Below are 12,156 nucleotides of genomic sequence, written 5' to 3'. Positions count from 1 at the left end.
GGTCAGCCTCCAGTGGCGAAGCCGGGGAAGAGCGTCATCCCGCCGTCGACGTAGAGAGTGGTTCCGACGACGTAGTCCATCAGGTCGGAGGCCAGGAGGGTCACCGCGTTGGCGATGTCTTCGGGGTCACCCACCCGCCGGTAGGGGATGAGTTGCAGGAGGTCCGCCTCGGCTGCGGCGGTGTCCCAGGCGTCGCGGTTGATGGGGGTGCGGATGGCTCCGGGCGCGACCGCGTTCACCCTGATGCCCTGCGGGGCGAGTTCCTGTGCCAGCGTCTGCATCAGCATCAGGACGCCGCCCTTGGAAGCGGCGTAGTTCGCGTGGCCCGACCAGGGGATGATCTGGTGGACCGAACTCATGCAGACGATCTTCCCGGCCGATCGGGACACCTGCGGCACCACTCCCCGGCGGACGAACTCCTTCGCAGCTGCCCGTGCGCACAGGAACTGACCGGTGAGGTTGACGTCCAGCACCTTCTGCCACTGGGCGAAGGTCATCTCGGTGGCAGTGGCATCCCGCTGGAGTCCGGCGTTGGCCACCATGATGTCGAGGGTGCCGAGCTCCTCGACCATCCGGTCGACCATCGATACGACCTGGTCCTCCTGGGAGACGTCTGCCTCGTGGGCGTAGGCCCGAACCCCATAGGACTTGATCTGTGCGACCACCGCCTCGGCCGCCTGCGGCTCGCAGACGTAGTTCACCACCACGTCTGCGCCCGCCCGGCCGAGGCTGATCGCGGTCGCCTTTCCGATGCCGGAGTTGGCGCCGGTCACCAGTGCCTTCTGCCCCCGAAGGATCGGTGGTCCCTGCCGAGACTCCTCAACCACAGCTGATGTCACCGAGCTCTCCCGTCCCGACCGTGGACCAGCAACCGGACGCCACACTCCTCGGACCCCACCTGTCGCAGGCGAACGGCTCGCCCCACTCGTCCGTTCGGAAGCGGCAACGCCACTCCGCCGGCGCAACAGCAGGACGCCCCCGGGACGGGCCGGGACGTACCGTTGCACGGACCGGGTCGATGGCGCGGAGCTCGCACCGGCCCCTGTGTCTCGACCCGCAAACGATCTCCCGCACGGGGCTTCGTCGTGTGCGGGGCAGGGAGGAACCCGTGGGTGCACCAGCACCGCCCATCGTCGTGGTCATGGGCGTGTCCGCCTCCGGCAAGTCCAGCACGGGGCGGCTCCTCGCCCGTCGGCTCCGCTGCCCCTTCGTGGAGGGCGACGACTTCCACCGCGCCACGAGCATCGCCAAAATGGCGGCCGGGCATCCGCTGGACGACGAGGACCGCGATCCCTGGCTGCAGAGCCTGGCCGACCGAATCCGTGACTCCAGCCGCGCCGGGCACAGCGCCGTGATCGCGTGTTCGGCCCTGAAACGGCGCTACCGCGATCGTCTGCGAGCCGCCGGCCCGGGCGTCTGGTTCCTGCACCTGGCCTTGGACCAGCAGATCGCGCGAGCACGCCTGACCGGGCGGACCGGGCACTTCATGCCCGCCGAGCTCCTGGCCTCGCAGTACGACACCCTGGAGCCCTTGCAGGCCGACGAACCCGGCCTGACGGTGCGAGCGGACAGGGACGAGAAATCCGTCGTCGGGCAGGCCGAGGAGGCCCTGGCACGGTTCCAGGCCGACCGCGCCCGGACGTGACGGGCGCGGCAACCGTGCGCCTTCCGGCCGGGAGGGGCGGAAGCCCGTGCGGCGCGGAACCCGAGGTGGAGGCCACCGGGGCCCACGCCACTCCTGCGATCGGGGGACATCGCCTCGTCCGGAACCCCGACCGATCGGATGTGCCGGGGCAGGGGGGATCCGCGCGAACGTGGAGGCATGGCCGTTCGAGCCAGCCACCCAGGCGGGCGGCAGCCCGGCAGGGACGTTCCCGCGGCCTCTCCCCCCGACGAAGGGAAGCCCGATGCTCCGCGCCGACACCGCCGGCCCTGACACCACCGCCAGCCACGCTCCCCCGCACGTGCCCACCACGTCCGTGGGGAGCGAGCTGCACGACGTGCAGAACGAGCACGACCGACGCGGCATCGAGATCGACGAGGTGGGCATCAGTGGGCTGCGCTACCCGATCGTGCTCGACGACGGAAAGCTGCGCCATCAGGGCATAGCGGAGGCGAAAGTCAGCGTGCGTCTGCAACACGACCGCCGAGGCACCCACATGAGCCGCATGGTCGCCCTGGTCCACGAGGCGCTACGCGACTTCGATCCCAGGGCGGTCGGTACCCTCCTCAAGACGGGCGCCGGTTCCCTCGACGCTCCGGGGCTGTCGGTGCGCCTGAGCATGGAAGTGGCCACCGAGGTCATGGCGCCCGCCAGCGGCATCACGTCCTGGGCCGTGCACGACGTGGCGTTCGAGATGCACTGGGACGACGGTCAGGTACTCCTGAACACGTCGGTCACCTGCGAGGTCACCAGCCTCTGCCCCTGTTCCAAGAACATCTCCGACTACGGTGCCCACAACCAGCGCAGCCAGGTCACCCTCACCGTGACGGGGCAGGGCGACACACCGTACCCGCTGTCCGTCAGCGAGTTGATCACTCTCGCCACCTCGCACTCCTCCGCACCGGTGGTACCCCTGGTCAAGCGCCCCGACGAGCGTGTCCTGACGATGCAGGCCTATGACAACCCGGTGTTCGTGGAGGACATGGCACGTGAGGTGTCCGCCGCCTGCCGCCGCCGTGACCTCGTCCACCGCGTGGCGGTGCGCAACTTGGAGAGCATCCACAGTCACGACGCCATCGCCGTGGTCACCGGCTGAGGGCGGCGGGGCGAAAGCCCGCCCCATCCGAGTTCGGCTTCCCACGCGCCCACGGCAACGAACGGAGAGATTCCCAATGTTGACCATTTCCAAGGAGTTCCACTTCTCCGCGAGCCACCAGCTCGCTCACCTTCCGGCGGACCATCCCTGTTCCCGCATGCACGGGCACAACTACATCGTCGTCATCGAGTTGTCGGCCGCCTCCGACGCGCTGACGGACGCAGGATTCGTGCGCGACTACCGGGACCTGGCGGACTTCAAGGACTGGATCGACACCCACCTCGACCACCGGCACCTCAACGACAGCATCGCCGGTCGCAATCCCTCGGCGGAACAGATCGCGATGTGGGTGCACGAGACCTGGTCGCAGCGGCTTCCCGAACTGACCGCGGTACGGGTCTCGGAAACCCCCAAGACGTGGGCGGAGTACCGTCCCATCTGATCTTCCCGGTGCGGTGTGGCACACCGCTCCGTCGTGTCCTCGGCCGCCCGCGCCGGGCGGACCCCGGGGCGCGCACCACCGCACCCGCTTCCGGGCAGCTCAGGTGGAACGGGGGGAGGTGCGCCAGACCAGGCGCGAGCCGCCCTCATCGTCCGCGGCGACCGAGGTCTCGGCCACGGGCAGGCCGCGCCCGATGAGCCACTGCCCCAGCCCGCGCGCCATGGCCTCGCAGGATGCCGGACCGAACTCGTGCTCCCCCGGCCCCCACCACTCGCGGATCAGATCAGCGACATCGAAGAACTCCAGGTCACGTTCGTCATGCGCGACGAGGACGTCGACCCGCACTCTGAAGAGGTGGCGGTGGCGGCTGGCCAGGAAGTCGCGTTCGGGCGGGGCCTCGGGCCAGCGGTGGAACCCCGGTAGCCGCTGTTCCACCCAGATCGAGGCGGTCTCGGGGAGTGGTTCCTGCGGACCGGTCATGGCACCGCACCTCCGATCGCCCCCGTCCTACAGCGGCGGACCTCCAGCCGCCGTGCGCGGGGCCCGCACCGGCTTGTTCCCGGGCCGTCCGCGCCACGGGCGCTCAACTACCGACTCTACGGCGCGGACGCGTTCCCCGCCCCGTGTCGAGGCAACCGGCCGGGAAGCGGAACTCCTGCCGGGCCTTTCCTTGCGCGTGCCCTTGTGCGGGATGCGCCTTGATGCCACCGCAATTCACTACTGGCTGGTAGGGTTCAGCTCCCTTCCCCGGGCACGCCCTCGACACCCCGTGCTTACGTGAGGAGCCACCGTGTTCCCGCCCGCCTCCCTGCGCTCCCCGCTCGCGCTCGCCGGCCTCCTCGCCGGTGCAGGCATAGCCCACTTCGCCGTACCGCGTTCCTTCGACGCACTGGTGCCGCGCTCACTTCCCGGAAGCCCCCGAGCCTGGACACAGGCGAGCGGCGCCGTCGAACTGACGCTCGCGGTCGGCCTGGTCGTCCCCCGGACCCGCCGAGTCAGCGCTCACGCCTCGGCGTTGTTCTTCGCCGCCGTCTTTCCCGCCAACCTCAAGATGGCTCACGACTGGCGACACCGCCCGACCCCGTTGAGGCTTGCCGCCTATGGGCGCCTCCCCCTCCAGTTGCCGCTGGTGTGGTGGGCCCGCTCGGTGGCCGCGGCGAGCAACGGATCCTGATTCGACTCCGCTCGCTCCCCCGCCGTGTGTGGCCAGCCAACCCGCCCCTCCGCTCGGGAGCGTTCACCGGGATCGGGCGCCACCGCGGCCCCACCCTGCGCCCGGGGCGGGCCCGCCCCGACCGTCGCACGCCGGAGCCGGCGGTCCGGGGACTTCGGACCCACACCCCGCCGGACATGAGCACGGCCGGAACGCCTAAACCGTTCCGGCCGTGCTCATGTTTGGCGAGGTGGCGTCTCAGAACTTCGCCACCACGCTCGGGGCGATGGGCTTGTCGTCACCGGCAGCAACGATCACGACTTCCGACTCCGGTGCCTGGGCGAGACCGATCCGCGGTCCGGTCTCATCGGCGGAGGCCGCTCGGACCACTCCGTCAGTGCCCTCGGCCTTGACTACGGCCTCCCGCGCCTTGGGCTCCTTGCCGTCCTGTGCCGTGGCGATCGATGCGCCCGTGAAGGCGAGGGCTCCACCGGCAGCGGCGGCGACGGCGGTCTTGGCGAAGATGTTCATGACTGGGTTCCTTCCTTGAGGAATAGTCGGCGAGGCCGGTCCGGTCCGAACTCCGCGGCCATCGCCACGGACGCCGGTGGACAGAGCCTCCGGTTCACCCACACCGGGCGGTACTCCCGGGGTGGTCGGTCCGCTCGCCCCGCACGCATCCCTACGTTCCGGACTCGGTGCCGACGCCTTTCGATGTGCTTCTCGGGCGGTGACAACTCCACAGTCGCTGCTGGGGCGACTTTGCCGTTACCACCGATCGGAGCATCGACCGGTGGAAGACCCGCCCGCCCGTCGGGGGACGCCCGCGCCGACTGACCGGGCCCCGCACGGAGCGGAAGGGCTCCAACGGTGTGAGCGGCGGGCGGCCACCGCGGCCCGGCGTGTGGCAGGGGGGAAGATCTGCTGGTTGTGTGGTCAACAGCCGTACCGAGGGCGGCTCTGCCCGGGCAGAAACGCGAGGATCCGTGGGCCGAAGCGAGACACCACCAGAGCACGCCTCGGGGCACCGTCGACCGCCCGCCGCGGGGCGCTGGGCCATGTTGACGGTCCTGTGTTCGAGTCTGCTGCTGGTGGCCATGGACGCGACCATCCTCAACGTCGCCCTGCCGCTGCTCATCGACGATCTGCACCCCAGCGCCCTGCAGCAACTGTGGATCATCGACACCTACGGTCTGGTGCTGGGTGGCCTGCTGATCACCACCGGTGCGCTCGGAGACCGCTTCGGTCGTAAGCGCATGTTCCTGTGGGGCATCGCGATCTTCGGGGTCGCATCGGTGGCCGCGGCCACCGCGAACGGCCCGCAGCAGCTCATCGCCGGGCGGGCGCTCCTCGGCATCGGCGGGGCGATGATCATGCCGTCCACGCTGTCGCTGATCCGGAACATCTTCGCCGATGACAGGGAGCGGGCGCTGGCCATCGCCGTCTGGGCCGCCGTGGCCGGTGCTGGAGCCGCGATCGGCCCCCTGGTCGGCGGAGTGCTGATCGAGGCCTACGGCTGGTCGGCCGCCTTCTGGATCAACGTGCCGGTCGTCGCTGTCACTGTCGTCGCCGGGCTCCGGCTCCTCCCCGAGTTCAAGGACGCCCACCATGAGCAGGTGGACTGGCTCAGCGCACTCCTGTCGATCGCCGGCATCGTGTGGCTCGCCTGGGGCATCAAGGCCGTCTTCAAGGGCCGCCTGCAACCCTCCGACCTGGCCGTGCTCGTCTGCGGGGTGCTGGCGCTCACCTGGTTCGCGCGCCGTCAGCTCAAACGTGAGGACCCGCTGCTCGACGTCCGGCTCTTCAAGAACCGGGCCTTCACCGCGGCGGCTCTCACCACGTTCATGGCCATGCTGGCCATCGGCGCCGCACTCTTCCTGCTGTCCTTGTGGTTGCAGTACGTGCAGGGGTACTCGCCGTTCCAGGCGGGCCTGCGTACCGTACCCGCCGCGGCGGCCATGCTGGCGGGCGCCCTGGTCTGTCCCTGGCTGCTGGAACGCATCGGGGTCCGCAAGGTCATGGCCACGGGTCTGTGCGGCCTGATCGCCGGATTCGCGCTGCTTGCCTTCACCCCCGGCCCCCTCTCGTACCTCCTCGTCGCCCTCGTCCTCGTCTCCTGCGGACTGGGCGACGGCCTGGCGATCACGGCATCGGCCACGACCCTGGTGTCAGCCGTGCCCGCAGAACGGGCCGGACAGGCAGGAGCGGTGTCCGAGACCAGCTACGAGCTGGGGGTGGCCCTGGGCGTGGCCCTGCTCGGCTCCATCCACGCAGCCGTGTACACCGGCGGCATGGGCGGCTGGCCGAGTCAGGCCCGGGAGTCGATCGGTGGTGCGCGGGAGTCCCAACAGACCCACGGGGGAGCGGTGCTGGACGCGGCGCGCGAGGCGTTCAACGTAGCCCTGAACACCACCGCCTATGTCTCGGTCGGCATCGTCACGAGCGTGACACTCCTGGTGGTGTGGCTGGTGCCGCACGACTTCGAGGCAACCTCCGAGCACTGACGACGGGCTGCCAGGCGCCGGTACGCGTGCCCAACAGCCAGTCGTCAGTCCCGGGGCGAGGAAATGCCCGGCGCTCAGCGACTGGCGACCAGCACCTGTTCGGGGCGCACGGTGGGCACCGGCCCAAAGGCTCCCGCAGCGAAACCTGCGGTGGTACCGCTGCGCGGGGGGTTCTGACCGGGTGACGCGGCGGTGTCCGGCGCGAGGTGGTCGGCAATGGCCTTGGAGATGAGCAGCGGCTCGGTGTGCCGCTCCCCGGCGATCGCCGCGTAGTTCGCACGGACCCCCGTGCCGCCGAACGGTTCGTTGCCGTTCTCCACATCGGCCAAGGTCTCGTTGACGCTCACCAGGTGCCGCGAGCGCAGGAGCTCGACGAGTTGCGGATCGTCCCCGTACACCGTTGCCGCCATCGCCCGTTCCCGGAAGTACTGGTGGTCGAGAGTGGAGCGGAGCCATGCCGGGTCGGTGTAGGGCACCACGTTGAAGATGGGCGCGAACAGCTCTGCGGGCCTGACCTTGCTCTGCGGCGGCCTGAGCAGAACGGTGGGCTGCAGGTGTCCCTCGGCGAGGCTCGCCCGGCCTCCCACCACGATGTCCCGACGGCTCTCGACGAGGTGGTCGAGAGCCGCCTCGAAGGCGTCGAGGTAGTACATCGAGCCGTAGTCCGCACGGGGGTCCTCGTGGTTTCCGTGTCGAAGGTCCCGCACCCGCTGACCGAGGAGCTCACAGAACCGTTCGCTGATCGAGGAGTGCACCAGGAAGACGTCGGGGCCGAAGCAGTCCTGCCCGGAGTTGAGAAGTCGAACGCGCAGGGCGCCTTCCACCGCCTCCTCGACGTCCGCCTCGGGGCCCACCACGAAGGGGTTGATGCCTTGGCCGAAGTACAGGAACAGCTGCTTCTTGTCGATCTGACGACGGATCTTCTCCGCGTTGTCGAAGGACCCGGTGAACACCAGCACCTCGGACCCGGCCGCCACCCCTTCCAGGAACTCGCGCTGTCCGATGGCGCAGTACTCAAGGGGCAGGCCGTGAACGGCGCCGAGCAGATCATGGAGGCGGCGGGTCTGGCTTCGGATACGGCCTGACGGCCGGAACACCACGCGCTCGCTGTACAGGGCGGGGATCAGAAGATTGACCACATAACCGTAGAGCGGGATGTTCGACGGCATGAGCACGCCGACCTGACGGATCCGTGGCGGCTGGAACCGCATGACTTCGTCCCTGGCGCCCTCCAGAGCGGCGATGCAGGCTTCAAGCTCCTCGTGTGCCGTCTTGTGGTTGGAGATCTCGGCCATGATCCGCAGGACCTCCCCCGGCTCGTCACGCAACAGGTTCGCCACTCGGTCGAGACTTCCCAGCCGCTCCGCGAAGGGTATTGCGTACGCCTGCCCGTCCCGGACTTCGGAGATCGCCTGACTCATCGCTGCACCTTTCCTCTCGCCACCACACCGGTCCGCCGGGCGTCCAGCGGCCGGACAGTGGTCTTCCCGGGCGAGCGCGACCGGCCGTCCCAGCCGGCTCCTGACCGCTCCGTCCGCCCGTCGGGGCGATCGGGCCGGTCGGCCTCCCAGGTCTCTTTGCGGGGTTGGAACTCCAGCCTGGGGCAGCACCCTCCCCCTCTGGTACCACTGATCGGCCCATCGGCCGGTGGAAGGCCGCTCCCCTGGTCGGGGAGAGCGGATCAACGAGAAGCCGGCATCAGGGGGAGCACCACCCGGGCGCGAGTGCCGCTGGGCTCGCGGGGGTCCAATTGGAGTGTCCCGCCCGCGCTCTCGACCCGGACGCGCAAGGAAGCCAACCCGATGTGCCCGCGGCGCACGCTCTCGGTCATGGCGCCGGGCCCAAGCCCCACCCCGTCGTCCTCAAGCACCATGGTCACCCGGCCGTCCGCCGCGTGCAGCCCGATGAGCACGTGCTGGGCTCGGGCGTGCTTGACGATGTTCCCGAGCAGCTCTCGGACCGCGTCGAAGGCGAGGGGCTCCAGGCTGAACCGCGGGACGGCGCCGGCCTCCACCCGGACGTCGAACCTACCGCGGCTGCTCGCGCTCGCGACCAGCGACTGCACCGCCTGGACCAGGCCCAGTTCCTTGAGGACCGCCGGGTGCAGCTCCGAGACGATCGAGCGCATCTGCCGCGCGGCGTCGGCGAGGGCCAGGTCGGCGCGCCCGAGAGCCTCTTGCCGGTACTCCGGGGAGCGCCCTTCGTCCACGTCGTGCCGGGCCGCCAGGACGTTTTGCAGCGCCTGGTCGTGCAGCGCTTCGGCGAGGTTGCGGCGTTCGCGTTCCTCGGCGTCCATCGCCTGCCCCAGGAGGGCGTGGCTCTGCTCCACCAGCTTCTCGACGGTCCTGACCCGCTCGCTCTGCACCCAGGTCAACGCGGTGCAGACCGCTCCCACCAGGAGCAGGCCGAGAACGTGCAGCACGACGGAGGCCCACCCGAGCTCTCCCCGAGACAGGCCAAGGGTCAGCAGGTATGCGAACGCGGTGGCACAGCTCATCTCGCCGGTCACCCGGGGCCGCATCTGGAAGGCAGCGAGGACCGGCACGAGGAAGAACGCGTCGTCGACCAGGGGTCGGCCACCGACCGGCGAGGCGAACCCCTGGGAGAGCACCAGCAGCAGACCGAGAACGAGCAGGTCAAGCCAGAGGAAGTGATACGTCCAACGCCCGCTCCAACGGTCGGACCAGGCCACCTCCACCAGCAGCAGCGACCAGATCGCGTATCCCGCGACGAGCACGGCGCAGGCGACCTCGTGCTCGTGCGGCGGGAACCTCAGCAGTTGCACGAGCAGCAGCACGACGATCGGCAGGCGTGCGAGCACCTGAACCCGCAGGGCACGCCGGGACTGTGGAGGGGGTACGAGACGCTCCGGAACGCCTCCGGACACGCCCGGAGCAGGCTCACCTCCACCTGACACCATGATCACTCTCCGTACCCCGAGTCGGAGGGACGGTCATTCGAGGAGGCCGCGGCGCATCGCTTCGGCCACCGCGGCGGCTCGGTCACTCACTTCGAGCTTCTCGTAGAGCCGCTGGGTGTGCGTCTTGACCGTACTGGGGGCGAGGAACAGCTCCTGAGCGATCTGCGGGATGCTCTTGCCCTCGGAGAAGCCCCGGAGCACCTGGAGCTCCCGCTCGCTGAGCAGCACCCGGTCGTCCCCTCCGGCACGTAGCCGAACCTGTTCCATGAGCCCGGTGGTGAGGTCCTCCGGCAGCGCCGTGCCACCTCGTGCGACGCGCATGACGGCGTCGACGATCTCGTTGCGGGTGGCGTCCTTGGCGAGATAGCCCGCTGCGCCCTCTTCGATGGCGCGGAAGACCAGGCCGTCGTCGGTATAGGCCGACAGGACGATCACCCGCACCGGCAGGCCGTCGCGTACGACGGCGTGCAGCACCGCGGTGCCATCCAGCTCGGGCAGCCGCTGGTCGACCACGGCGACGTCCGGTCGGTGCTCACGGATGTGTTGGAGCGCCGAAGCGCCGTCTGCCGCCTCGGCCACCACTTCGACCTGTCCGCTCTGGGTCAGGGCGCGCACGACGCCTTCGCGGTAGATCGGGTGATCGTCGGCTACGACGACGCGCACCCTCGTGCCGTCTGCGTGCATTCCAGACCGTCCCGTCGGGCCAAGCCCCATCGAGTACGTGGCGCCGGCCAGGCCCGCGCGGCCCGCCCGGTGCCACGTACACGCCCGGGCGGGCGCCCGCCGACCACACGAGACCAGGCTCGACAGCGACGCGTCCGACACGGTACCGGGCGGCGCGGGTCGGGCGGGACTGCGAGGGCCGGGACCAGGGCCGGTGCTCACACTTCCTCGTCCATTGTCGCGCAGTCCCGGACTGTCGACCGTTTCCCACGGTCTCCGAGGCGTCGGAACACGTCCGGGGCGGCCGGGTGCCAACACCGTCGGCTACTCCGTCGGGCGGGACGCCCCCGCCGGGACGGCGCAGTTGTCACGACCCCCGGCGTCCCTGGCCCCTCACCGCAGCCACCCATGCGCAACACCGCCGGGGCCACGCTGGTCGGCGGCGCGGGGCGCTCACCACGCCGGCCGGCGCCTCAGTCGCACACCAGGCAGAAGGGATGGCCGGCGGGGTCGGCGTAGACCCGCCAACCCCGCCCGCTTGGGGCCCTCGTCGAGAAGGGTCGCCCCCAGGGCAAGAACTTCCCTCTGCGCGCGGTCGAGATCCGGCACGGCGAGGTCCAGATGGAGCTGCTGGGGTCTTTCGGGGTTCGGCCAGGACGGCGGCTGGTGGTCAGCCGCCCGCTGAAAGGCGAGGACGACGCCGGAGGGTGTGTGGAGGGTCGCCCAGTTCTCCCCCAGCGTCCACCGGCGGTCCGGCCGGTCAACCGATCCACCGATCAACGCCTGGTAGAAGTTGGAGAGTTGCGAGGGTTCAGGGCAGTCCAGCACCACACACTGCAGTTCAGCGATCAGGCACGGATGATAGGACCGTAGCGTGATCCACCACAGGGCGGTGTTCTCCATGAACGCCCCGGGATCGGGGCCCGCCGCACCCCTGCCCTCTCCCCGGTCGACACGCCGGGGCTCGCAGGGGACGATGGCAAAGCCGGCCCTCGCCCGCGCCATGGGCCACCAAGGTCACCTCGGGCCGCGCACCGGGGACCGACCGAGTACCGCGGTGGCCGCACCCACCGCGGTCGCTGCGGCCCGACCGCCAGCCGCCCGGGCCACCCCCGTCAGGTCACGTCCGGACGTGACTCGGACCCCGGAGCGCTCCCGCAGGCGGGAACTGATCGGCCCCCTCCGCTGCGGCTCCTGCACTTCTTCCTCTCCCGACGGAGGCAGCACCATGAAACGCCCCACCCGAAGCGCCGTGTTCGCCGCCCTGATCGCCTCAGTGGCCGCGGGCCCGGCCCTGGCCACCTCGGCCGCCGCCGCGCCCGCCGCACGTTGCACCGTCTCGGCGCCCGACGACCGGGGGAGGGTGTCCGTGACGGGCCAGGGCTTCGAACCAGGAAAGAGCGCGTTCCTCTCCTCACCGAGTGAGCCCGGAGGCGCCTTCATCGTGCGTGAGCAAGGCTCCTTCACCCTGGGCGGTCTCGCGGACGGCACCTACGCGGTAGCGCAGAACAACCAGGTCACCAGGTGCAGTGGCGGCAGCGGCGGGGTGGCACAGGCTCCCGGCGAGGGCACCGTGAAGGCCGGCATCGTGGCCGGCTGGTACGCCGTGCGGGATGACTGCGGGGCCAGGGCGCCCCAGTCGAGCACCGCCCCGTTCTCAGACGGATGGGACAGGGGCGCCGCGGTAGCCAGGCAGGCGTACTGCTGACGCACCC

At 70.3% G+C, this 12,156-nt stretch carries 12 protein-coding genes and 1 pseudogene; 6 read left to right on the top strand and 7 right to left on the bottom strand.

What is annotated here, in order from left to right:
- Positions 1-2 precede the first annotated feature (2 nt).
- Positions 3-797 (bottom strand): SDR family oxidoreductase, encoded by a 795-nt coding sequence (locus ACFYMC_RS03870; protein ID WP_388518629.1) that lies wholly within the window; start codon positions 795-797, stop codon positions 3-5.
- 311 nt (positions 798-1,108) lie between these two features.
- Between ACFYMC_RS03870 and ACFYMC_RS03865 the strand changes: the two genes are divergently transcribed.
- The 3 genes from ACFYMC_RS03865 to ACFYMC_RS03855 all read left to right on the top strand — a co-directional run bounded on the left by ACFYMC_RS03865 (position 1,109) and on the right by ACFYMC_RS03855 (position 3,201).
- Positions 1,109-1,645 carry a gluconokinase gene (locus ACFYMC_RS03865; RefSeq protein ID WP_388518338.1) on the top strand — a complete coding sequence of 179 codons (537 nt, stop codon included), beginning with the start codon at positions 1,109-1,111 and terminating at the stop codon, positions 1,643-1,645.
- Positions 1,646-1,907: 262 nt separating this feature from the next.
- Positions 1,908-2,759 (top strand): GTP cyclohydrolase I FolE2, encoded by an 852-nt coding sequence (locus tag ACFYMC_RS03860; protein ID WP_388518336.1) that lies wholly within the window; start codon positions 1,908-1,910, stop codon positions 2,757-2,759.
- 76 nt (positions 2,760-2,835) lie between these two features.
- Complete coding sequence (locus ACFYMC_RS03855) at positions 2,836-3,201, top strand: 6-pyruvoyl tetrahydropterin synthase family protein (RefSeq protein WP_388518334.1); 366 nt, start codon at positions 2,836-2,838, stop codon at positions 3,199-3,201.
- Positions 3,202-3,300: 99 nt separating this feature from the next.
- Here ACFYMC_RS03855 and ACFYMC_RS03850 read toward each other — a convergent pair whose 3' ends face one another.
- Complete coding sequence (locus ACFYMC_RS03850) at positions 3,301-3,681, bottom strand: hypothetical protein (RefSeq protein ID WP_388518332.1); 381 nt, start codon at positions 3,679-3,681, stop codon at positions 3,301-3,303.
- A gap of 310 nt (positions 3,682-3,991) precedes the next feature.
- Here ACFYMC_RS03850 and ACFYMC_RS03845 point away from each other — a divergent pair, with 310 nt between their 5' ends.
- On the top strand, positions 3,992-4,375 hold the full coding sequence (locus ACFYMC_RS03845; protein WP_388518329.1) for a hypothetical protein: 384 nt from the start codon (positions 3,992-3,994) through the stop codon (positions 4,373-4,375).
- A 237-nt stretch (positions 4,376-4,612) separates the two neighbouring features.
- On the opposite strand, the gene ACFYMC_RS03840 is transcribed toward ACFYMC_RS03845, so the two are convergent.
- Positions 4,613-4,885 carry a hypothetical protein gene (locus ACFYMC_RS03840; RefSeq protein ID WP_388518326.1) on the bottom strand — a complete coding sequence of 91 codons (273 nt, stop codon included), beginning with the start codon at positions 4,883-4,885 and terminating at the stop codon, positions 4,613-4,615.
- Between the two features lie 527 nt (positions 4,886-5,412).
- On the opposite strand from ACFYMC_RS03840, the gene ACFYMC_RS03835 reads away from it, so the two are divergent.
- Positions 5,413-6,858 carry an MFS transporter gene (locus ACFYMC_RS03835; protein WP_388518323.1) on the top strand — a complete coding sequence of 482 codons (1,446 nt, stop codon included), beginning with the start codon at positions 5,413-5,415 and terminating at the stop codon, positions 6,856-6,858.
- Between the two features lie 74 nt (positions 6,859-6,932).
- On the opposite strand, the gene ACFYMC_RS03830 is transcribed toward ACFYMC_RS03835, so the two are convergent.
- The 4 genes and pseudogenes from ACFYMC_RS03830 to ACFYMC_RS03815 all read right to left on the bottom strand — a co-directional run bounded on the left by ACFYMC_RS03830 (position 6,933) and on the right by ACFYMC_RS03815 (position 11,293).
- Positions 6,933-8,279: an aldehyde dehydrogenase family protein gene (locus ACFYMC_RS03830; protein WP_388518320.1), complete on the bottom strand. Its 1,347-nt coding sequence runs from the start codon at positions 8,277-8,279 to the stop codon at positions 6,933-6,935.
- A gap of 260 nt (positions 8,280-8,539) precedes the next feature.
- Positions 8,540-9,778, bottom strand: coding sequence for a sensor histidine kinase (locus tag ACFYMC_RS03825; protein WP_388518317.1), 1,239 nt, complete (start codon positions 9,776-9,778; stop codon positions 8,540-8,542).
- Between the two features lie 33 nt (positions 9,779-9,811).
- The gene (locus tag ACFYMC_RS03820; protein WP_388518314.1) at positions 9,812-10,462 is read right to left on the bottom strand and encodes a response regulator; all 651 of its coding nucleotides are present in this window, start codon (positions 10,460-10,462) and stop codon (positions 9,812-9,814) included.
- A 452-nt stretch (positions 10,463-10,914) separates the two neighbouring features.
- Positions 10,915-11,293: pseudogene (locus tag ACFYMC_RS03815) on the bottom strand (VOC family protein).
- Between the two features lie 376 nt (positions 11,294-11,669).
- On the opposite strand from ACFYMC_RS03815, the gene ACFYMC_RS03810 reads away from it, so the two are divergent.
- Positions 11,670-12,149: a hypothetical protein gene (locus ACFYMC_RS03810; protein ID WP_388518311.1), complete on the top strand. Its 480-nt coding sequence runs from the start codon at positions 11,670-11,672 to the stop codon at positions 12,147-12,149.
- The last annotated feature ends 7 nt before the right edge of the window (positions 12,150-12,156 follow it).

Source organism: Streptomyces sp. NPDC006879 (assembly GCF_042869595.1).
In the GTDB taxonomy this organism is placed as follows: Bacteria; Actinomycetota; Actinomycetes; order Streptomycetales; family Streptomycetaceae; genus Streptomyces.
This window is presented reverse-complemented; position numbering and strand designations above follow the sequence as displayed.